The organism is Polyangiaceae bacterium (genome assembly GCA_020633235.1).
In the GTDB taxonomy this organism is placed as follows: domain Bacteria; phylum Myxococcota_A; class Polyangia; order Polyangiales; family Polyangiaceae; genus JACKEA01.
The window spans coordinates 316815-338497 of record JACKEA010000005.1; the positions used below are offsets into that span (position 1 = coordinate 316815).

At 67.8% G+C, this 21683-nt stretch carries 19 protein-coding genes; 12 read left to right on the forward strand and 7 right to left on the reverse strand.

What is annotated here, in order from left to right:
- Nucleotides 1-66: 66 nt before the first annotated feature.
- The 5 genes from pnp to H6717_27290 all read left to right on the forward strand — a co-directional run bounded on the left by pnp (nucleotide 67) and on the right by H6717_27290 (nucleotide 6577).
- Nucleotides 67-2307 (forward strand): polyribonucleotide nucleotidyltransferase, encoded by a 2241-nt coding sequence (gene pnp / locus H6717_27270; GenBank protein MCB9580760.1) that lies wholly within the window; start codon nucleotides 67-69, stop codon nucleotides 2305-2307.
- A gap of 86 nt (nucleotides 2308-2393) precedes the next feature.
- A complete protein-coding gene (locus H6717_27275; GenBank protein MCB9580761.1) occupies nucleotides 2394-3587 on the forward strand; it encodes a hypothetical protein in 1194 nt (397 codons plus the stop codon).
- A 10-nt stretch (nucleotides 3588-3597) separates the two neighbouring features.
- A complete protein-coding gene (locus H6717_27280) occupies nucleotides 3598-4455 on the forward strand; it encodes a serine/threonine protein kinase (protein MCB9580762.1) in 858 nt (285 codons plus the stop codon).
- Nucleotides 4386-4796 (forward strand): hypothetical protein, encoded by a 411-nt coding sequence (locus tag H6717_27285; protein MCB9580763.1) that lies wholly within the window; start codon nucleotides 4386-4388, stop codon nucleotides 4794-4796. The genes H6717_27280 and H6717_27285 overlap by 70 nt, the downstream gene beginning before the upstream one ends.
- A 98-nt stretch (nucleotides 4797-4894) precedes the next feature.
- Nucleotides 4895-6577 (forward strand): DUF4114 domain-containing protein, encoded by a 1683-nt coding sequence (locus H6717_27290; GenBank protein ID MCB9580764.1) that lies wholly within the window; start codon nucleotides 4895-4897, stop codon nucleotides 6575-6577.
- Between the two features lie 16 nt (nucleotides 6578-6593).
- On the opposite strand, the gene H6717_27295 is transcribed toward H6717_27290, so the two are convergent.
- The 3 genes from H6717_27295 to H6717_27305 form a co-directional block, all read right to left on the reverse strand.
- Nucleotides 6594-7424, reverse strand: coding sequence for an SCO family protein (locus H6717_27295; GenBank protein MCB9580765.1), 831 nt, complete (start codon nucleotides 7422-7424; stop codon nucleotides 6594-6596).
- Nucleotides 7425-7551: 127 nt separating this feature from the next.
- Entirely contained in the window at nucleotides 7552-8403 is an 852-nt protein-coding gene (larE, locus tag H6717_27300) for an ATP-dependent sacrificial sulfur transferase LarE (protein ID MCB9580766.1), read from the reverse strand.
- Between the two features lie 58 nt (nucleotides 8404-8461).
- Entirely contained in the window at nucleotides 8462-9025 is a 564-nt protein-coding gene (locus tag H6717_27305) for a hypothetical protein (GenBank protein ID MCB9580767.1), read from the reverse strand.
- Between the two features lie 129 nt (nucleotides 9026-9154).
- On the opposite strand from H6717_27305, the gene H6717_27310 reads away from it, so the two are divergent.
- Both H6717_27310 and H6717_27315 read left to right on the forward strand, forming a co-directional pair.
- Nucleotides 9155-10345 carry a cellulase family glycosylhydrolase gene (locus H6717_27310; GenBank protein MCB9580768.1) on the forward strand — a complete coding sequence of 397 codons (1191 nt, stop codon included), beginning with the start codon at nucleotides 9155-9157 and terminating at the stop codon, nucleotides 10343-10345.
- Nucleotides 10346-10604: 259 nt separating this feature from the next.
- The gene (locus tag H6717_27315) at nucleotides 10605-10970 is read left to right on the forward strand and encodes a hypothetical protein (protein MCB9580769.1); all 366 of its coding nucleotides are present in this window, start codon (nucleotides 10605-10607) and stop codon (nucleotides 10968-10970) included.
- Here the strand turns inward: H6717_27315 and H6717_27320 are convergent, their stop codons facing one another.
- Complete coding sequence (locus tag H6717_27320) at nucleotides 10971-12626, reverse strand: DUF4070 domain-containing protein (protein MCB9580770.1); 1656 nt, start codon at nucleotides 12624-12626, stop codon at nucleotides 10971-10973.
- Between the two features lie 115 nt (nucleotides 12627-12741).
- Between H6717_27320 and H6717_27325 the strand changes: the two genes are divergently transcribed.
- The 3 genes from H6717_27325 (at nucleotide 12742) to H6717_27335 (ending at nucleotide 16395) form a co-directional block, all read left to right on the forward strand.
- Nucleotides 12742-13953 (forward strand): hypothetical protein, encoded by a 1212-nt coding sequence (locus H6717_27325; protein ID MCB9580771.1) that lies wholly within the window; start codon nucleotides 12742-12744, stop codon nucleotides 13951-13953.
- A gap of 71 nt (nucleotides 13954-14024) precedes the next feature.
- Nucleotides 14025-14780, forward strand: coding sequence for a recombinase A (locus tag H6717_27330; protein ID MCB9580772.1), 756 nt, complete (start codon nucleotides 14025-14027; stop codon nucleotides 14778-14780).
- Nucleotides 14758-16395, forward strand: coding sequence for a DNA polymerase Y family protein (locus H6717_27335; GenBank protein ID MCB9580773.1), 1638 nt, complete (start codon nucleotides 14758-14760; stop codon nucleotides 16393-16395). Before H6717_27330 ends, H6717_27335 begins: the two co-directional genes overlap by 23 nt.
- A 19-nt stretch (nucleotides 16396-16414) precedes the next feature.
- Here H6717_27335 and H6717_27340 read toward each other — a convergent pair whose 3' ends face one another.
- Nucleotides 16415-17797 carry a sulfatase gene (locus H6717_27340; protein ID MCB9580774.1) on the reverse strand — a complete coding sequence of 461 codons (1383 nt, stop codon included), beginning with the start codon at nucleotides 17795-17797 and terminating at the stop codon, nucleotides 16415-16417.
- A 104-nt stretch (nucleotides 17798-17901) separates the two neighbouring features.
- On the opposite strand from H6717_27340, the gene H6717_27345 reads away from it, so the two are divergent.
- Complete coding sequence (locus H6717_27345; GenBank protein MCB9580775.1) at nucleotides 17902-19434, forward strand: hypothetical protein; 1533 nt, start codon at nucleotides 17902-17904, stop codon at nucleotides 19432-19434.
- 10 nt (nucleotides 19435-19444) lie between these two features.
- On the opposite strand, the gene H6717_27350 is transcribed toward H6717_27345, so the two are convergent.
- Complete coding sequence (locus H6717_27350; GenBank protein ID MCB9580776.1) at nucleotides 19445-19909, reverse strand: hypothetical protein; 465 nt, start codon at nucleotides 19907-19909, stop codon at nucleotides 19445-19447.
- Nucleotides 19910-20037: 128 nt separating this feature from the next.
- On the opposite strand from H6717_27350, the gene H6717_27355 reads away from it, so the two are divergent.
- Nucleotides 20038-21138: a hypothetical protein gene (locus H6717_27355; protein MCB9580777.1), complete on the forward strand. Its 1101-nt coding sequence runs from the start codon at nucleotides 20038-20040 to the stop codon at nucleotides 21136-21138.
- Between the two features lie 8 nt (nucleotides 21139-21146).
- Here the strand turns inward: H6717_27355 and H6717_27360 are convergent, their stop codons facing one another.
- A complete protein-coding gene (locus H6717_27360; GenBank protein ID MCB9580778.1) occupies nucleotides 21147-21512 on the reverse strand; it encodes a VOC family protein in 366 nt (121 codons plus the stop codon).
- Between the last annotated feature and the right edge of the window lie 171 nt (nucleotides 21513-21683).

A 21683-nucleotide genomic window follows, 5' to 3' on the forward strand; every position in this document is an offset into this window, starting at 1 on the left:
AGGCGTCTCGCGGTCGGCGTCGTGCCGCACGTAGCGGCATAGCGTCCGAAGGGGGCGCCACAACACATGTTCGTACGTGAATCCGTCACCGTTGGTGGCACCGAGCTCACCATCGAGACCGGACGGCTCGCGAAGCAGGCGCATGGCGCCGTGCTCGTGACTTATGGCGAGAGCGTCGTTCTCGTCACCGCGACCTCCACCGAGGAGCGGCCGGGTCTCGACTTTTTCCCACTCACCTGTGAGTACGTCGAAAAGACCTACGCAGCAGGCAAGATCCCCGGAGGCTTTTTCAAGCGAGAAGGCCGGCTCCGGGACTACGAAGTCCTCTCCAGTCGCCTGATGGACCGGCCGCTCCGGCCGCTCTTCCCCGAGGGCTACAAGAAGGACACCCAGGTCATCGCGACCGTGCTGTCGTCGGACAAGACGAACCCCACGGACGTGTTGGCTCTGTCCGGCGCCAGCGCAGCGCTCAGCATTTCCGACATCCCCTGGGACGGCCCCATTGCCGGCATCCGCGTCGCGCGGGTGGACGGCGAGCTGGTCGCTTACCCGACCTTCGCCCAGAGCGAGAAGGCCGACATCGATCTGGTGGTGGCCGTCAGCAAGGACGCCATCGTGATGGTGGAGGGCGGCGCGGACGAAGCCGCCGAGGTCGACCTCATCGATGCGCTGATGTTCGCGCACCGCGAGGGTCAGAAGGTCATCGGGCTGATCGAGAAGCTCCGGTCCGCGGTGGGCAAGCCGAAGCGCGAGTTCTCCGTCACCAAGCTCGACGACAAGATCGCCCAGCGCGTGGCCCAGCTGTGCGACGCGAAGCTGCGTGAAGCGTGCGTCGTCAAGGAGAAGAAGGCCCGCTACGACGGCTACGGCGCCATCAAGAAGGAGCTGGCCGCCACGCTGCTCGCGGAGCTCGGTGAGGAGAAGTTCGGCGAGCTCGAGAAGCTGATCAAGGCCGAGTTCGAGGAGCGGAAGTATCACGTCGTGCGCAAGATGGTGCTCGACGAGCGCCGCCGCATCGACGGCCGCACCGAGACGGTGATTCGCCCCATCGCTTGCGAGGTGGGCCTGTTGCCGCGAACCCACGGCTCCGCGCTGTTCCAGCGTGGTGAGACCCAGGCCATCGTCACGGCCACTTTGGGCACCGCCAGCGACGAGCAGAAAATCGACGCGCTCATCGGCGAGAGCTGGAAGCAGTTCATGCTCCACTACAACTTCCCGCCCTTCTGCACGGGCGAGACCAAGCCAATGCGCGGCCCCGGTCGCCGCGAGGTGGGTCACGGCGCCCTGGCCGAGCGCGCGGTGGTGCGCATGATCCCGGACCACGAGAAGTTCCCGTACACCATTCGCGTGGTGAGCGAGACGCTGGAGTCGAACGGCTCGAGCTCGATGGCCAGCGTGTGCGGCGCCACCCTGGCGCTGATGGACTGCGGCGTTCCCCTCAAGAAGCCGGTGGCGGGCATCGCCATGGGCCTGATTGCCGAGGGCGACAAGGTCGCGATCCTGAGCGACATCTTGGGCGACGAGGATCACCTCGGCGACATGGACTTCAAGGTGTGCGGCACGGACCGCGGCGTGACGGCCATTCAGATGGATATCAAGATCGCCGGCCTCGAGCGCAGCATCTTGGAGCGTGCGCTGTCGCAGGCACGGGACGGACGCTTGCACATCCTGGGCAAGATGCTCGAAACGTTGCCGGCGGCGCGTGCGGAGATCAATCGCTGGGCTCCGCGCATCACCACCGTCAAGGTGAAGCCGGATCAGATCCGCATCATCATCGGCCCCGGTGGCAAGACCATCAAGGGCATCGTCGACCAGACGGGCTGCTCCGTGGACGTGAACGACGACGGCACCGTGGCCGTGGCGGGCTCGGATCCGGACATGGTCAAGAAGGCTCTCGAGATCATCAAGGGCCTCACGGCGGAGCCGGAGGTCGGCACGATCTACAAGGGCACCGTCAAGCGTATCGTGGACTTCGGGGCCTTCGTGGAGATCCTCCCGAACAACGAGGCCCTGTTGCACGTGTCGGAGATCGCCCACGAGCGCGTGGAGAATCCCGGGGACGTGCTGAAGGAAGGCGACGAGATCGAGGTCAAGGTCATCAGCGTGGATCGCGATGGCAAGACCCGGCTCACCCGCCGCGAGCTCTTGCCCTTCCCCGAGGGGGAAGAGGGCGAGCGCGCGCGGGAACGCATCCAGAAGGCCCGCGAAGCTGGGCCGCCGTCCCGTGGTGGCGGGGGCGGCCGCGGTGGCGGGCGGGACCGCGGGGACCGCGGTCCCCGGCGCGACCGCGAGCGGCGCGCGCGCTGAGATCACTGCGCTCCAAATGAAGCGGCGGAGACGGCGCCGGTCCTTCGGGACCGGCGCCGTCGACGCGTTGCGGTAGTGTCGTCGGGATGCGGCGGGTGTGGCTCGGACTGATGCTCTCGGCGAGCTCCGTCGCGGCGGAGCCACGCCCGACGCTGGACGACTTCTACGACCGCACGCGCAGCCGCGCCGAGGGGTTCGAACACTGCCTCGGCTACTGCGACGGCGAGCACCTGGCTGCGTTTCTGATCGGCGCCCAGGTGGCAAACCCCAGCACCGACGCCGTGCAGCGCGCCGTCGCCTACGGCGGGCGGCTGGGTGTGGACCTCGGCACCTTTGACGGCCGCTTCGACGTGGCCCGCACCAAGGCCTGGGCGGACATCCTGCGCGTGGAGGAGACCGACGACAGCATCACGGATCTGGTGTGGCAGACCACGCTGTTCAAGGTATGGGGCCAGCCGTTCGAGCCGGGCATGCACCTGTCCCTCGACACGATGCTGGCTCAGCGTTCCGAGCTCGAGCTTTCGGACTTCGCCGAGCTGCAGCTCGTGCCCTACCGGCTGGGAGATGCGGAGGTCGAGGTCGCACCCACGGGCGGGCGCATCGACAAGGACACGTTTTGGGCCTTGCCCATCGGCGTGCAGAGCAGAACGCGCTGGGACCTCGACGGGGACGTCACGGAGCAGCGCCAGGCGGTATCCGTGGCAGTCGCTGCGCGCGGCTTCAGCGCGGGGATGAACCGGCTCCGTCACCACTACCAGCTCGACTTCCTGCGATTGAAGCGCACCGATTTCCAGACATTGGCGGGAGATGCTTCCGCATGGACGCTGTCCGCTGGCTACCAACGCCTGTCGCCCGACGTGGAGTGGCTCGAGATCTGGCTGTTGGGCGGCTACGAATGGGTCCGTGGTGACAATCGCGACAGCGGCTGGGTGCTGCAGCTGGGCGCGGAGACGCACTTCGGCGACGGCGATCACGTCGTCGAGATCGGCCCCAAGCTCGAGACGCACTTCGAGCTGGATCGTCGCGACGACCGCTTCACGCGGGTAGACCACGCGAGCTTGTACTATCGCCACACCCTGGGCCCGTGGCGCTGGGGGCTGGCGTACGAGGGCGTGCGGCTGGGAGACATCGCGACGCTCCACGGGCTCACCCCGGAGGCGGGGTTTCGGCTGCTCGGCGTGGAGCTACTGGCCCGCTACCGCGTGGTTTTCGTGCGCGACGCGCGGGTGAGCACCGCGCCGGACGACCGCTTCAACCTGAGCGCCGATTGGATTTTCTGAGAGCGTGCTTATGCTGGGGGTCGTGTCGGATACGCCGGAGCTGCTTCAGGACGGGCGCTACGCGCTTCTGCGGAAGCTCGGAGAAGGCAGTCAGGGCGAGACCTTCGAAGCCCTCGACAAGCGGGACGGGCGCTTGGTCGCGGTGAAGCGCTTCATGGTGCGGGGGGCGAAGAGCTGGAAGGACGTGGAGCTGGCGGAGCGAGAGGCGCGGGTGCTGTCGCAGCTGTCGCACCCCGCGCTGCCCATCTACGTGGACCACTTCGAAGAACACGGCGCGCTCTACCTGGTGATGGAACGCCTGGAGGGCGACAGCCTTGCAGCGCTGCACAAGCGCGGCGCTCGGCTCGACGAGACGCGCGTGCTCGCGTTCTTGCATCAAGCGTCGGACGCGCTCGACTACCTGCATTCGCGCTCGCCGCCGGTGATCCATCGAGACATCAAGCCCGGCAACGTCATCTCGAGGCCGGATGGCTCCTTCGCACTGGTGGACTTCGGGTCCGTCCGCGACCACCTGAAGCCCGAGGGCGGCAGCACCGTGGTCGGCACCTTCGGCTACATGGCGCCGGAGCAGTTTCAAGGCCGTGCGCTCCCGCAGAGCGACGTGTATGCCGTCGGCGCCACGGCGCTGTCGCTGCTCACGGGGCGCGAGCCGGAGGACCTGCCGCACCAGGGCCTCGGCATCGACGTTGCCGCCGCCCTCGGTTCCGGGGCGGATCCGCGCTTGGTGCAGGTGCTGTCACAGATGTTGGAGCCCGATCCGGATCGCCGCCCTGCGCGCATCGCCCCGGACCTCGCCGTGTGGCTCGTCGCCCCCGGCCGGAGCGCCTGCGCTTCGTCGATCGTCTGCTCGACAACCCGTTGCTGGTGAGCGCGCTGCTCATCGCGCTGTTCGTCTTCGGGGTGGTGCTGTGGGCGGCGTTCCAGGTGTTGCTGCCCCTGCTCCTGACGCTGTTCTCCATCGTGCTGGGGGCGCCCGCGCGCCGCGCTGCGCGCAGGAGCCGGGAGGCCGCCAAGCGCAGTCGCGCCGCGTTGAAGCGGGCGCGGCGGGCGCTCCGAGATCGCTCTCGGAGCGCCGCAGCGGCGCACGTGCGCGTGAGTCAGCCCCAGCTCCGCGTTCCGGGGCCCCGCCTGCGCGTGGACGACTGGCAGGAGCCCGAAGAGGACGAAGAAGCAGAGCCCGTCCGTCGCCGGGCTGAGGCTCGGCGCTGAGCCGCGCCGTCATTGACAGCCCTGCACGATGGCAGTAGCGCCCAGCTACGGCGTTCCGATCAAGAAAAGGCGATCCAATGCGGGCTTTCGGGCTAGGGGTGGCAGTCTTCCTTTTGGGTTTGTCCGGCGCGGGCACGGCCAGCGCGGTCACGCAGCCCGGCGGAGTGCCCATCCCGGCACTTCCCGGCTGCGACGGCGGCAAGACGACGGGACTGTCCGCGATGTTCTCCTGCGTGTGCAAGGAACCGGGCATCTGCAACCAGGGCGCCCCCTGTCCTGGCGGATCTTCGAGCTGTGATCCGGGCCAGAACGGCACGTGCGAGACCACGCTGTGGCACGAGGTGAACGACGATCCGTGCATTCCCAAGAACTCCAGCGGGCTCGATCCTTGGAACGAAGCGTTCGTCGTGCCGGAGGTCTTTCATCCGACTTGTCCACAGACGTTCACGGTGATCACGCGCGGCACCGCGCTGTTTCAGAACGCCTTCGGCTGGTACAACGCCACCGGCGCGAAGCCCGCGGCGTCGGAGCTCCACGTGATGCTCGATTGCAGCGCCAAGCCGGGAGACAGCGCCGTGCTCGATCTGAGCCAAGAGGCGGCGTACACCGGCGGTGACATCGGCTTCTTCCTGGTCACCCCCGAGAAGAGCGACGGTCAGAGTGGCGGAACCGGGAGCTGCGACGACCTCGGCTGCTGCGCCACGCTGGCAGGGGCCACGGCGGGTAAGGGGTTCGTCTACTACTCCGAGCGCAAGTTCAACCCGGACTACAGCGGCAAGGACTCCTGGGTTCACCTGCTCACGTATCAGAGCCACATCTTCGACGACACCTTCTACTTTGCCTGGGAAGACAGCAACAAGAGCCCCAACAACGACTTCACGGATCTGGTCACCAGCGTCAGCGGCATTCGCTGCGCGGGCGCCGGAGTGACTTGCGACACGGGGAAGCCGGGCGTGTGCGGAGCGGGCATCCGCGTGTGCCAGAGCGGAGCGACGATTTGCGATCCGGTGTTTCCCGCCGGGGCGGAGGTGTGCAACGGCCTCGACGACGACTGCAATGGAGCCGTGGACGACGGCGCCAGCTGTGATGATCCGGCGAAGATCTGCGACCAGGGTCGGTGTGTCGGCAAGTGCGGGTCCCAAGAGTTCCCGTGCCCGGCGCACACGGAGTGCAATGCCAAGACGGGTCTGTGCGTGGCGGCGGCCTGCGCCGACAAGACGTGCCCCGAAGGGGAAATCTGTCGCGACGGCGAGTGCACCACGCCGTGTGCCGGCGTGGTGTGCCCGCACGGCCAGAGCTGCGTGGGCGACAAGTGCCTGGACTTGTGCCAGGACGTGAGCTGCGCCGCCGGAGAGGTGTGCGCTCAGGGCAAGTGCTTTCCGAGCTGCACGACGTGCGACGGCCTGAGCTGCGCGGCGCCCCTTTCGTGCGACCAGAGCAGCGGCCAGTGCGCCGATCCGTCGTGTGCCGGGGGCTGCCCCGCGGGGACGTACTGTTCCGCTGGAAGCTGCAAGGACGCCTGCGACGGCGCCCAGTGCCCGAGCGGACAGAGCTGCGTGGACGGAAACTGCTGCGCGCCGGGAGCGTGCGGCATCATCGACGCGGACGGCGGCGCCGGTGACGCGGGCGCGGACGACGCCGGCGTCGGGGGCGCCAGCGCGTCGCCGGCGACGGACGACAGCGGCTGCGGCTGCCGAGCTCAGAGCAGCCACAGCGCGGCGGGAGCCACGCTGCTCTTGTTCGGCCTGCTCTTCGGCGGCTTTCTACGTCGGCGCCGCTAGCGCGCTCCGCAGCGAGCTACGCCTCGACGTGGCGGCGCTTGCGCATCTCACGCAGCCAGAAGAAGCCGAGGGCGCCGCCCAGCACGATGAGGGTGAGGATGCCGCCCAGCGTCATCACCCGGTTGGCGACCAGCGCGTAGCTGCCTTCTTTCGGATCGTACGCGCAGCAGAACAAGATCAGATGATCGATGGTAGTTCCGATCTTGCCCTCGGACGATTCCACCAGGCCCAGGCGCAGCGTCTCCGGGACGAACTTGATGCCGTACAGGTAGCGGCCGATGCGCCCGTCCGGCGTGGCAATCGTGATCGCCGCGGCGTGGTAGTACTGGTTCTTCTTGGCGTCGAACTTGTAGCGAAAGCCGATGGCGCGGGCGAGGGCGTGGATGTTCTCGTCCGAGCCGGTGAGGAAGTGCCAGCCCTCCTGCGCCGACGGGCGTCCGTACTCGGTGGTGTAGCGTTTCTTGGTCTTGCTCGCGACGGCGGGCGTTTCCTTCGGGTTCAGCGACACCGTGATCATGCGGAACTGCTTGCCGGCGCTCCACTCGAGCTTGGACAGCCCTTTGACCAGGCCATCGAGCTCCAGGCTGCAGAGCATGGGGCAGTCGGAGTAGTTCAGCGTGATCAGCACCGGCACGTCGTCTTGGAAGTAGTCGCGGAGCTTCACCGGCTTGCCGCTCTCGTCCGTGAAGGCCAGATCGAGCGGCAGCTTGTCGCCGAGCTTCTCGTCGACCCCCACGCCTTCCACGGCCTTCTGGGACAGCTCCGCTCCCGGCGTGTCCGCCCACAGCGCAGGCGCGCCGAGCACGATGGCGAGAGTGAAGACGAGCAGATGGAAGAAGCGCCGCATGACAGCCTTTCTGAAGAGCGAGCACGCGCCGGACACCGGCGGCGAAACGCGGCCGAGTCATGCCACAAACGTGCGCGACGAGCACGCGCCGCACCAACAAACCCTGCAACATGCAGATGAGGGGGCTCTACACGAGGCGCAGGGAGCGACCCACCAGCACTTCGTTGTGGGAGCCGGTGCGGTAGCCCGCGAGATCCACCGTGACGTAGGCGAAGCCGTGCTTCTTGCCGGCAGCCACCAACGCTTCGCGCACGCCTGGGGCAAACATGCGTTCGAGCTCCGCGAGATCGATCTCGATGCGGGCGATCTTGTCGTGCCAGCGGACCCGCAGCTGGCGGAAGCCCAGGGCCTTGAGCTCGGCTTCGAAGCCCGCGATCTGCGTCAGCCGTTCCCGCGTGACGCTGGTGCCGTACGGGATGCGGCTCGAGAGACACGCGGCGGCGGGCTTGTCCCACACGTCCATGCCGATGGAGCGCGCCGCGGCGCGCACGTCCGCCTTGCTCATGCCGGCTTCCACCAACGGGCTTCGCACGCTCGCGTTCTTGGCGGCTTCTAGCCCCGGGCGATAGTCGCCGAGGTCGTCGGTGTTGGTGCCGTTGACGACCACCGCGAGGCCCCACTCTTGCTGCTTCGCGGCCGCCACGTCGTAGAGCTCCGTCTTGCAGTGGAAGCAGCGGTCCGGAGCGTTGGCCACGTAGCCCTCACGCTCGATCTCGTTGGTGCTCACCAGGCGGTGGACGGCGCCGAGGCCCTCGGCGATGCGCTGAGCGTCGTCCTTTTCGCTGGGAGAAAGGCTGGGGCTCACGGCGGTCATGCCCACCGCGCGCTCCCCGAGCTCCTCCGTGGCCACCGCCAACACGAAGGCGCTGTCGATGCCGCCGGAGTAGCAGACCAGCACCGAGTCCATCTCGCGCAGCAGGGCGCGCAGCCGTTGGAGCTTCTGGGCGGTCGCGTCGTCGGTCATGCTGGGAGAGGTCATGGGGCTCGGTCGCCGGAGCGGCAAGCTCGGGGATAGCACAGCTCGCCGCCGCGAGCCGTCACTTGCCCACGCCGTCGGCGTTGCCCCACACCTGCAGGGCATAGCTGCCGGAGCCGCGAAACACGCTCACTTCCAGCATGTAGAGCCCGGCGCCGTCGAAGCACAGCGGGCTCTGCGGCGGCAGCACCGGGAAGGCGTCGTGGGTGAGATCCGCGACGAAGTCTTCGCCCGATGGCCCGCGGATCAAGAGATCCAGATCCGCGATGCCGCGATCGCCCACGGCGTACACGCGATAGCAGGCGCCGGCACGGGGCACGTAGAAGGTGTAACGATCCACGGGGTCGCGATCCGATTGCTGCGCCACCGTCACCGGCGTCACCGCACGCATGCCGCCGGTGGGGCCGCAGCTCCGCGTCAGCCGCGCGATGTCGCCACGCACGCTGCCCGACGGCGAGAACGTGTCGTAGCAGGCCGACCACAAGCCGCCGCTGGGCTTGTCCGTCGGCGGCGTCATCGGCGCGCTGCTCGTTCCGCTCACGCTCGGAGCTTGGCGCGGCTCCGCCACCGGCCCGCATGCCGAAAGGGCCAGCACCGAAAGTCCGAGCACGAGCTCCCGCTTCATGGCTCGCGAGCGTAGGCTGCTCCGCTCTCTCGTGTCCAGGGTAGGGGGTAGGGGGTTTTCACGGCGCGGAACCTCGCGCTCCCGCCCGCCATGGTTGTCAGCCGGCGACCCTTGGCCGTAGCGTGAGTCATGCTCCGCCTCGCAAAGGTCGTCGCTTCCATCGTGCCCTTGGCCCTGCTCGTCGGCTGCGGCGAGTCCTCGGACGGCGCGTCGCCCAAGAGCGACGCGGGAACCGGCGGCGGCGCCGGAAGCGGCGGGGCGCAGGATGGCGGCGGGAGCGGGGGTGCGTCGGGCGGCAGCGGCGGGACGGCGGGCAGTGGCGGCACGGCGGGCAGCGGCGGTACCGCAGGTAGCGGCGGCGGGGCGGCACAGCGGCCGTCGTACAACACGGGCACGGGCTTCTTCGTCCTCGACGGCAAGCTGTACGACGCCAACGGCGTCGAGTTCCGACCCCGCGGCGTCAACAAGGTGCACTACGACCTGCCCTCGCCGGGCATCGTCAAGAGCCACGCAAACGTCGAGCGTTGGGTGGTGTACGACTTCTCCAAGACGGCGGAGAACCAGGCCGTGATGCAGGGGATCATCGACAATCACATCGTGCCCATGCCCGGCGCCTGGGAAGGCACCTGCAAGACGGACTCCGCTACTTTGAGCTCGATGGTGGACACCTGGGTCTCGCAGGCGTCGATCTGGAACGCGTACGAGAAGTACATGATCCTGAACATCGCCAACGAGTGGGGACCGTCCGCTTCCGATGGCGCCGGCTGGCGCGACGCCTACGTCTCGGCGATCGGCAAGCTGCGCGCCGCGGGCTACAAGTGCACGATCTCGATCACGTCCGGCGGCTGCGGCCAGGACAACGGCGACCTGGTGCAGTACGCGCAACAGGTGTTCGACGCGGATCCCGAGAAGAACGTGATCTTCGACCAGCACATCTACGGTGGCTGGGCGAATGGGGGCGGCCAGAGCTGGCAGACGGATCTGAAGACGGGCCTCGACGCCCTCGAGAACCTAAACCTCGTGGTGATGATCGGCGAGCTCGGCCCCGGGAAGAACATCGGGCCTTCGCCCACGGACATCGAGCCCCTTACGATCGTGGCGGAGGCCGAGAAGCGGAACATCGGTTGGTTGGCGTGGGCCTGGGACGACAACAACCTCCCCGGCGCCAAGGCCGACGACAACTGGTTTTCCCTGACCTACGACCCGGCCGTGGGCTACGCCTCGGAGAGCCCGGACGACCTCACCTTGTTCGGGAAGGACATCGTGCTCGACTCGAGCTTGGGGCTCGTTGCCCTGGCCAAGCCCGCCACCATCTTCTGAGCGCTCCCTCGAGCCAGCCCGAGTGGAGCAGCACGCCCGAGTGGAACAGCACGAACGTTGCTTTCGGGTCTGTCGGCTCGTAGTGGCGCCGCCGTCCCGAAACCGCCCGCGGCCAGGGCGCTCGGCGCAAGGGTCGTGCCCGCGGCGGACCGACAAAATCCCAGAAATACGGGCTGTGTCAGCGGTGTGTGCCAGCCGTGCGGGACATCGGGGTCGCACTCGCGTTGCCCAGAACGAGAGAGCTGAGTAGGTAGGGTGGATGGCAGCGACCGCGTGTCTATGGCTGGTGGACGACGAGGGACGGCGAACCGCGGACCGCCTTCCGTTCCTGGACGAGCGCGGGGAGCTCGACGTGGAGCAGGCGCTCGGGGACCTCGTGCGGATACTGGAGGCGCTGGACGCTCCGCAGATCTTCGCGGAGGGGGAGACGGTAGTCGACGCGGACGAGGTGCACAGCCTCGCCGAATCCCTCGTGCCCTGGTCCGAGCTGTCGGACGCGATGGATCTGGACGAGCTTCCCCACGTGGATTTCGACGGCGTCGAAGAGAGCTACGAGCGCTTTCGAGCGCTCGTGGAGCATGCGGCGAGGGCCGGCCTCGGACTCGGGATGCGGCTCCTCGCCTGACTACGGGCTCGGTGCCATGTGGAGCGTACGGCGCTTCACGACGGGCGGCGTGGGCCCTTCGGGCTCGCGGAGGTTCTCGGCTAGCCACGCTGCTTCGCCTTGCTCTTCGATGGTGGCCAGCTGCTCGTCGAGCTTGCCGTACACGTAGGGGAGCATGGACTCGAAGTGCACGTAGAGCACCGCCAGGGTGGCCAGGGCTTCGACGCCGACGCGGTTCTTGGCCAGCACCTTGGCCAGCGCCTTGAAGAAGGGCTTGCGCGTGGTCTCGCTCTTCGCCATCAACGCGCACAGTCGCGCGAAGGTCCGCGCGTTGCGATAGAAGATGTGCCAGCCGGGGATCAGCACGGGGATGGTATCGATGCGGCAGGCGACCTCGGCGCAGCGTGCGAAGTAGTTTTCGGGATCGAAGGCGTGGTGCATCACGCGGATCAGATCGCGAAGCACGTCCGGCGCCGGGCGTTCGGTCTTGAACTGGATGCCGGCGGAGATCTGGTCGCGGGCGCCTTCGGCAATACTGTGACGCGCCTTGGGGAACAGCCGCTTTTCCCGGTCCAGGCGCTGGGAGAGTCCGGTGCCCGGCAGCGGATACACGACGCCGGCCATGACCCAGGGCACGACGGCCTCGTCGATGCAGGCGATGATGCGATCGGCGATGTCCGCGGGCTCGCCGTCCATGCCCAGCAGGAAGCCCGAGTGAATCGTGGCGCCCGCCTTGCGGTAGATCTGGTCCGCCGCCTCGGCGATGGAGAAGCCGGTGTTCTGCTGCTTCTTGGCGCTCTTGAGGGCGTCCTCACTGGGAGTCTCGATGCCCACCAAGAAGTACTTGAAGCGCGCTTCGCGTAGGAGGGCGAGGAGCTCCGGATCCTTGGCGATGTTCAGGGTGATCGAGGTGGACAGCTGGAACGGATAGTCGTGCTTTTTCAGCCAATCCGCGATGCCGCGCAAGAACGGTTTGACGTTCTTCATGTGGCCCGCGAGGTTGTCGTCGAAGAAGTCGAGCTGCCCGCGGTAGCCGAGGCGGTAGAGCAGGTCGAACTCCGCGAGGACCTGGTCCAGCGTCTTGGTGCGGTATTCGTGGTGGAAGAGATCGATGACGTTGCAGAACTCGCAGTGGTAGGGGCAGCCGCGGGAGTACTGCACGCCGATGTACAGGTAGTCTCGGTGGTCGATGAGATCGAAGCGCGGAACCGGCGTCTCTTTCTTGAGATCGGGCAGGCGATCGGCGCGGTACACGCCGCTCTCCACGCCGCGCTCGAAGTCCGAAAGCCACATCGGAATGGTGACCTCGCCTTCGTCCAGCACCATGTAGTTGGCGCCTGCCTCCTGGTAGAAGCTGGGGGAGAGGGTGGGGTCGGGACCACCGACCACCACGGGGCGGTCGAGCTCTCGAGCCCGGCGGATCACCTCCAGGGCGCGGCCGCGATGGACGATCTTGCTGCCCACCATCACCACGTCCGCCCATAGCAAGTCGGAATCCCGAACGCCGCGTACGTTCTCGTCGACCAGACGAACGTCCCAGTGCTTCGGGAGCAGCGCCGCTACCGTCAGCAGGCCGAGGGGAGGCGTCATGTACTTCACCCCGGACAGCTCGCAGACCTTCTCGAAATTCCAGAACGAAAAACTGTCGAACTTGGGCCAGACCAGAAGAGCTTTCATCGGGCGCAGGCTAGGGGGCAGAGCGCAGGTCTGACCTTGATGGGCGTCAAAAGGCAGTCGATATTTCAGCGCGAAATCCGCTACGCGCTCAGCACCGTGTCATGATGGACGACGCATGAGACGAGCTCTGGGTCTGGTCACGGGGGGCTTCTTGGCCGTGGCCTGCGCCCTGGATGGCAGCGGCACGTCCAACAACGTGAACGTCGGCGGCGGGGGCGGCGTGGGCGCGACCGGTGGCGTGGGCGCGACGGGCGGCGTCGGCGGAGGCGTGGGAGCGACGGGCGGCGTGGGAGCGACGGGCGGCGTGGGCGCGACGGGCGGCGTGGGCGCGACCGGCGGCGTGGGCGCGACCGGCGGCGCCGCAGGTGCCGGCGGAGCAGCGGGGGCGGCCGGTGTCGCGGGCAGTGGTGGCGGGCCCACCTTCGACCCGCCGTGGTGGAACGCGACGTGGAAGAGCCGTTGGAACGTGCCGGTGAAGAACGCAACGGGCGCGAACCTCCCGCAAGGCTTTCAGGTCGCGCTCCAGGTCGACGCGGCGTCGATCGATGGTGCTGCTCCGCCCTACGACGCATGGCGCATGGTGCGCTGGGACGGAACCAACACGACGGAGCTCCACCGCATGGTCGACGACACGGGTGGGCATCAGTGGATCTGGTTCCGCTCCCAGGCTGACATCGGCGCGGGCAAGACGGACTCGAGTTATTGGCTGTACGCCGCGGCGCCGAGCGCGGGTCCGGCGGCGTCGGGTGCCGACGTTTTCGATTTCTACTCTACCTTCGCCAGCGAGGATCCATCGACCTGGGCGAAGACCGGAAACGTCAGCTACTCCGGTGGGGCGGTGGTGCTCGATGGCGACGCCAGCATCCGCTCTCAGGTCAACACGTTCGCGCCGGGCAACGCGGTCGACTTCGGCATGACGGTGCTCACGCCATTGCCGAACGCGGGGCTGTGGTTCTGCGGTGGCTTCCAGCGGCAGAACGACTTCACCAACGTGCAGCCTTGGATCTTGTGGATCAGCCGCGCGCCCTCGAACATCCAGACGGAGATCGACAACGGCTTGGGCGTCGTGTGGACGGGCAGCAACGTGCCGGTCAATCAAGGGGTCGGTCACGTCTACGGGGTGGATCGCTTCCAGAAGAAGGTCGTCTTTCGCTACGACCACGTGGAGAAGGCCAACCACGGGTGGGGCGCGGCCTACGGGGACGCCCTGCAGATCCGCTTCAGCGCCTACGCCGGCTCGAAGATCCGGGTGACCTTCGCCCGCGTGCGGCAAGCGCGGGATCCGTGGCCAGAAGCCAGCTTGGGGAAGAGCGAGCAGTACCCCTGATCTGACATTGCATGACAGGGCGTGGCGCTCCTGGCTTGCTTCCCGGGCGGCTGCTATTATGTTCAGTAGTCATGGCACTGCCGGCCCAGGTCCTCGAGCGGCTTCCCCCAGATTTACGGCGAAAAGTCGGGATCCCTGCGTCTTCTGCTCCCGAGGTCCTGCCTTTGGGGCTGGGGGAGTTGGATTCGGCGCTGCCTGGGGGCGGCTTGCTTCGAGGAGGGGTCGTGGAGCTGTCGGTGCGCGGCGGCGCTGCCCTCGCCACCCGGATCGGACTTTCGGCCTGTCACGGCGCACAGCAAAGGGCGCAGGAGCAAGGAGGCCAAACGCCCTGGTGTGCGTTCGTGGATCCTTCCGCCAGCCTACACGGGCCCGGGGTCGCGCGGGCGGGGGTCACGCTGGAACGCTTGCTCGTGGTCCGGCCGCCGCTTTCGGCGCTGTCGCGGGTCGCCCTGCGCATCGTGGAGTCGAAGGCCTTTGCCGTCGTCGTGATCGACACCGCGGGAGTGCCGGGGGCGAGCCTGGACGTCGGGCTCGGGAGCTGGCAGCGCGTCGTGCGCCGGCTATCCATCGCTGTGGAGGGCTCGGCGGCCAGCGTGCTCCTGATCACGGAAGCAGCGGCGCGCCGCCCCTTGCCGCTGCCCGTGGCCCAACGCATCGAGCTGTCACGCCCGGCTCCGGAGCTTTTGGGCGTGCGCGTCACGAAGGATCGTCGAGGTCGCGTGGGTCCGCTCCGCACCGTCGCCTGGGAAAAGACGACGCCGGCACCGCTGTCGCGGACGTCGGAACGGCCATCCAAGGGGAGTCATGCCCTCCGCCTCAGCGGCTGAGCGCCGCATCGCTGCCATCGAGCTACCGGAGCTCTTGTGCGAGCTGGCGGAGGCGGAGCTCGGGCTTTTGCGCCGGCTGTCGGGCAAGGAGCGGGAGCGCCGTCCCCTCGGCGTGGTGCTGAGTGAAGATCCGTTGGAAGCAACGGCGGTGCTCGAGGCCGTCAACGCTCCGGCGGCGCGCTTCGGTGTGCGCGCCGGGCAGACCATCGCGGAAGCCTGCGTGCTGGTGGCGCACCTGGTCGCGCACCCGCTGAAGCCCGCGCGGGTCCAGGCCACCCTGGGGCGCATCGCGGAGGCCGCCTTGGCCTACGGCGCCAGCGTCGGGATCGAAGCGCCGAGCACCGTGTGGGTCGACATCAGCGGGGCGGCACACTTGGTGGGCGGAGAAGCCGCCCTCGCCGAGGAGCTCGCGCGAACCGTGCGGGAGCTCGGGCACGCGGGGCGCGTTGCCATCGCCAGCGGCCCGCGTCTCGCCCAGGCCTTCGCGCGCTTTGGTCCTTCGCCGGTCCAGGTGGTGCCTTCGAAAGACGGCGCCCGGGCCATGGGAGAGCTGCCGGTGGCCGCTTTGCCCGTCAGCATGGAGATCGCCAGTTGGTTTTCTCGGCTCGGCATCATCTCCGTCGCGGATCTCGCGCAGCTACCGCGGGCGGCCAGCGCTGCGCGTCTCGGGGATCGTGCTTCGGAGATCTTGGATCTCGCCGAGGGTCGAGATGCCACGCCCCTCGTCGCTTACCGCTTACCTACGGTGCCGGAAGAAGACAGCAGCTGGGAGGAGGGCGTCAGTGGTTCGGAGCCGCTGTTGTTCGTGCTGCGCGGTCTCGCGGCGCGGCTCTCCGCACGCCTCGCGGGGCGTGGGGAAGCAGCACAAAGACTCGAGCTCGTGGTGGAGCACGATCGCTCCATCGCGCGGCTGCGCGGCGCGGCGCCGGAAACCACCCTGCGCTTCGAGCTGGCTTCGCCGCTGTGGCGGGAGGCGGAGCTGGTGCGCGTGGTCGCCGCGCGCCTCGAGCGCACGGAGCTGTCGGCCCCCAGCATCGGGCTTCGGCTCTCGGCCCCCGCGGTGATCCGCGCGCTCGGTCGTCAGCTGGATCTGTCACGGGTCAGCGGCGGGCTCACCGGCACCCCCGGCGTAGAATCACTGCCGGTGTTGCTCGCGGAGCTCTCGTCGGACATCGGCAAGGAGCGCGTGGGGGTGCTCACCCTGGCGGACTCTCATCGCCCGGAAGCGCGGAGTCAGCTCTCGCCGGCGCCGGGCGCGCCGCTTCCGCGGCGGACCAACAAGAAAACGAAAAAGAAACGGGCAGCGCAGCTGCCGCTGAGCCGCGTGCGGCCGGCCGGCTCGGAGGGCGAGGCGCCCACCCGTCTGTTGCCGGAGCCGCTGCAGCTGTCCGTGGGGCTGCGTCGCGGCGCCACGCTGCGCATCGAGCATCGCCTGTTCACGATCGAGCGCGTGCGCTTCGTGGAGCGGCTGGAAGCCGTGGAGTGGTGGACCGGCGCGCCGGTGTCGCGGGATTACCTGCGCATCACCTTGGGCGGGGTGGAGGGCGTGATCGACGCGCTGGTGTACGTGGATCGGGTGAACGGCAAGCGCTACCTGCACGCCATCGCGGACTGAGCGACGTTCGCCTCGATCTTCAGAGCTGAGCCACGGACGGCTTCATCGGGCCGTTGGCGGTGCCGCCGCCCTTGAGCTTCATGCCGCCGAAGGGCGTGACGGACGGGATCTTCGCGAAGGTCGCGTCCAGCTTGCCGATCATCTCTTCCAGCTTGTCCGGATCCTGCTTGGAGAGATCCTGCTTTTCCGCGGGGTCGTCCTTCAAGTTGAACAGCTTGTGGCGGTAGCCCTTGCCGCTACCGAAGCGAATCAGCTTGTAGTCGCCATCGATGATGGCCCGGCGCTGCTCCTGGATGTTGTCGGCGGCGAGCTCGAGGGCGATGAGCTTGTCCTTGCCCTGGGCGCCGTCGATCTCCGGCACCAGGCTCTCGCCTTCGAAGCTCGGCAAGGCCGGCTGACCCATGAGCTCCGCGATGGTCGGCGCCAGATCCAGGTGCGTGTGGGGCGCCTTCACGCGCCGCGGCTTCGCACCGGGCACGTGCACGATGAGCGGCACGCGCACCACTTCCTCGTACAGCTCGTGAGCGTGCTGCATGAGGCCGTGCTCGCCGAAGGCCTCGCCGTGGTCCGAGCTCACGATGACCGCGGTCTTGTCCCACCACGGTTGCTTCTCCGCCCAGGTCAAGAACTTCCCGATCCACATGTCGGTGAAATGCACTTCGTTGTCGTACACGTCCCGCGGTGAATTGCCGTAGTCCGGCGCTTCGGCGTGCTTGATGTAGTCGTGGTGCGGATCCGTGTAGTGCGTCCAGGCGAAGAACTGCCCGCCCACGTTCTTGGCATCCGAGAGCAGCTCGATCAGGGTGCTGGTGGTCTTCTCGCTGGTGACGAACTTGTCGGTCTTCTCGTCGTAGGTGATGCCCTTGACCATGTCCCACACGTCGAAGCCCTGATCGAGGCCCTTGCCGCGGTTGAAATACATGTGGGACTGCAGCCCAATCGTGCGGATGCCCTTCGCTTGCAGTGCCTCCGGCAAAAACTCGTTGGCGTCGGTGTAGCCCGCGAAGAAGTAGCCGCTGCGGTACAGCGTGGAGGCGTAGCGCCCGGTCAGCATCGCCGGCACGCTCTGCGCGGTGAAGCTCGTCGTCGCTCGATGATTGTCGAACACGACGCTGTCCTTCTCGAGCTTGGACAGATTCGGCGCGATGTCCCGGGAGTAGCCGTCGAAGGGCCGCAGGGCATCCACCGTGAGCAGGATCACGTTCAGGGGACCGCGCTCTCGCTTCTTGTCGACCTTGGCTTCGGCTGCCTTTGTCGGTGTGTCCGCGGAAACGCCCCGCTCCGTCGCGTGGGCCGCCGCCTTCTGCGGGGCCGGTGTCGGCGCGGGCGCCGGCGCCGGATCTTGGCCGCAGCCGAAGGTGAGGAACGGAAGGGCGACGAGCAGGGAGCGATCGAGGTTCACGCCTCCGTCGGTATTCGCCGTGGCCCGATGTGGCCAAGAAATGGGTACACATATCGAAGTGGACGATGGGGAGATCGCGGACACGCGCGCGTAGCACGCTGGGCATGCATCGATCGTGGCTGGGGCTCGGACTGCTGTGCGTGGCTGCGTGCTCCTCAGGGGGCGGCACGGGCGGCGGCACGGCGGGAGACGCAGGCGTCGGGGGCCTGGGCGGCACGAGCAGCGGGGGCTCGAGCGGCAGCGTGGGCAGCGGGGGCACCGCAGGCACGGCGGGCAGCGGCGGCAGCGCGGGCAGCGCGGGCAGTGGCGGCAGCGCGGGCAGCGGCGGTAGCGCGGGCAGCGGCGGTAGCGCAGGCGCAGCGGGCAGCGGTGGTGCGAACAGCTACTGCACGCCGGATGTGCCCACCACCCTCACGCCCGGCGCGCCCTTCGCGTTCATTCGCCCGATCTCGACCAGTTACTTCGACTCGATGATCGAATCCGTCCGGGAGATCCCGCAACAGTTCGCCGAGGCGGAGGTCAGCGTCAACCATTGCGCGGTGCTCAACGCAACGGAGTCTGCGACGGAGCACGCTCGCGTGGCCTTCGCGTCCAATGGTAACGCTTCCCTCACGGGCAAGTGGGACGGCAACCGCGTGTTGGGCACCCAGGGCGCCGGAGTGCTCACCTTCGACCCGACGACGCTGGAGGTCTCGCTGTACGCGACTCAGGATCTCGGCGTGCCCCCCGTGTTCAGCAAGCCACTGAGAACCATCGAGCCGAAACCCGTGAAACAGGGCGGCTTCTTGGCGGCGCTCTGGAACGGCAACGTTTACCAGCCGTTCGTTTGGGACTCCGTCAGCATGAGTGCTCAGGACAAGAACGGCTACCTGGTCCGCGCCTCCGCCAGCGGCGCGGTGCAGTGGGCGCACCAGATCCAGAACGGCTCGGCGGCGATCGTGGCCGTCGACGACCTCGGAGCGAGCGTGCTCCGCGTCCATCGCTCGAGCGGTCTCGTCAACCCAGGGCCGGTCACCATGAATGGAACCGAGCTGATCCCAGTGGGTACCACCGACGACTGCGGGTTGGCGCTGGTCGACCCCGCCGGCGACGTCAACTGGGTGAAGCTCGTCAAGTCCTGCAGTGACGACAGCATCCGCTGGGCGCTGTCTCCGACCTCCAAAGCGCTCTACGTGACGTCGAGGGCCAACGTGGATTGGGGCGGGGGACCGTACTCGAACAGCCAGTACGAGCACGTGCTGACGAAGTTCGACGCCAGCGGCAACATCGCCTGGCAGCAGCACGAGGTGACGTTCTCGAGCACCATCCTGCCCTCCGCATACCCTCGACTCATCGTGGCAGACGGCGACGTTGCCGTTGTCTACGGCTACTTGCACAAGGACATCGGCTTTGGCGGGGCAACCCTCGCGATTCAACCAGGCAAGCAAGGCATCTTCATCGAGGCCTTCGAGAAGACCGGAGCGCCGCGCTGGCTGAGCGGCCTCACCAACTGTAATCAGGTTGACACCGGGTGGTTCTCTCCGTTGGCACGTGTGCACGGCAAGGTTGCCCTGGGGGTCATCGTCTCGGATTGCACGGTCAACGGAGCCAAGCTCGGGTCGTTTACCACGCCACATCTGGTCGTGATCACGCCCTGACTCGCGCGTCTCAACGTCGGCAGGGCTCGTCGCGGAACATCGTTACTCGCTCGCTGTCACCTGCGGCCTGGATCACCTCGCGAATGAATCGCTCCTTGTCTGCCTCGGATAGCTTGCCGAGGTCGTAGCAGTCGTCGCGTTCTCCCTCCCGACCCCAGCTCTCGACTTTTGGTTCGATGGCAAGGCCCGTGCGCTTGGAGGTCCGCTCGGCGACGGCGCGAATGCGCATGCCCGCTTCATGGTCGGTTCCAGTCCCGAAGCTCGAGAAGACCACGACCAGATCGAATTTCACCGGCTCGCTGGGCGGGGGCTCGCTGGGCGGGAGCTCTGCCGGTGGCGCCGCGCTGACGCTGGGCTCTGGGGACGCCGGTGCCGACGCGAGGGGCGCCGGGGCGGCCGAGGGAGCCTGTGAAGCGGGAGGTGTGGCAGGAGCGCACGCGGTCATCATGAATACCAGCAGCGACGGGCGACGCATGACGGGCACTCTACTCCCAGCGGGCACTTGGAGGAACGAGCGCTCTTCGACCGGGATTTGACGGCGACTCTGCGAGGGACCATGGCTTTGGGGCTGTCATGAAGAATCTAAGGCGCTCTGCGGTCGGGATGCTCACAAGTCTTCTGTTGCTCACCGCCTGCGGGGACGACTCGCCGGCGGACACCGGCGAGAAGGGCTGCGCGGGCAAGTGGGCTGGGCTCAGCACGGACGTGCTCTCACCACGAATCGGGGCGTCGGCGGCATTCGGCGGCAGCGAGCTGTTCGTGTGGGGCGGCGCTCCGATCCCTTCGGGTGCGGAGCTCGCCGACGGTGCCCGCTACGATACGGCGAGCAAGGCGTGGCAAGCGCTCCCGGCCACCGGCGCTGGGCGTACTGACGCCTTCACCGGAGCGTCGGGATCGAGCTTGGTCGTGCTGGGAGGCACCGCCGCCGGGGCGACCCTCACGGACGGCTTCGTGCTCGACGTGGCGGCGGGCACCAGCGCGCCAATCCCTCTGCCCGCGGAGATGGCCACGGCGAGCGGCGTGAGCTACGAGCTCACGAAGCTCTCCGGCGACACGCTGTTCACCGCGGTGGTGGCGCCGACGTCACTCGCCTATTGGTGCAGCTACTCGCTTTCGGGCGCGAGCTGGAGCTGCGAGGACGCTCTCGAGTACTTCAAGAAGGGCCCTCTCGGCGGCTGGCAGCAAGACTTCGGTCCCGACGGCTGGACCGTGTGGGGAGGCAACGAGCTCATCAGCTGGGGCTCGACCACGGCGCCGAGCAACGCGGGCGTGCGCTACGACATACAGACGAAGCACTGGAGCGTGATGTCCACCACGGACGCGCCGGAACCGCGGGATCAGCCGCTGGTCGCGTGGGTCGGCGATCGCCTGCTGGTGGGCGGCGGCACCGCGGGCGGTGCTCCATTGAGCTCCGGCGGGTTGTACGATCCGAAGTCCGATACGTGGACGGCGATGACTCCCATCCCGGACGTGAGCTGGTGGGGTTCGGTGGCGCGAGCCGGCGAGCAGCTCGTGTTCTGGAGCGACGCCGCCGGCAAGGGCGGCGTGTACGATCTTTCCAGCTCCACGTGGATGCCGCTGTGCCTGAAGAACGCGATGCCGGCCGCCAACCCGGGCGCCACCCACACCTGGACGGGATCGCAGCTGCTCGTCGTCGGTGGCGCCCAAAGCAGCCAGCGCATCGGCGCCGTTTTGTCACTGTGAGCTGAGGCTCACGCTCCCCACACGCCGAGACGATTGCCGAACGGATCGCTGAGCTCGAAGCGGCGACCACCCGGGAAGTCGAAGATGGGCTTGTCGATGGTGCCGCCCGCCGCGCGGACCGCCTTCTCGCTCGCCTCCAGATCCTCGGAGTACAAGAGCACCAGTGGCCCGCCCGGCGTGACGCCGTCGTCCAGCCGTAGCCCGCCGGCTTCGCGCTCGCCGCGGGCGTGATCCACGAAGCCCGCGTAGGCGGGGCCGTAGTCCGTGATGCTCCAACCGAAGGCCCGCGTGTAGAACGCCTTCGCTCGGGACATGTCCGTCACGGTGAGCTCGATGTAGTCGATGCCGTGGTGCGCGCCGTTGCCTTGAGCCATGCCCCGAGACTACACGCGCCCCATGTCAGCGCGGTGTCAGGAGGTTCCGCGGCGGACCAAAAAAAAGGACTCCTCACACATTCGTGGCGCCTCGCTTCGCCTCTTTCCCGATGGCCGAAACGCGGGGACCGGCGCGCCAAGGCCAACGATTCCTCGGCCATGAAGATGTCA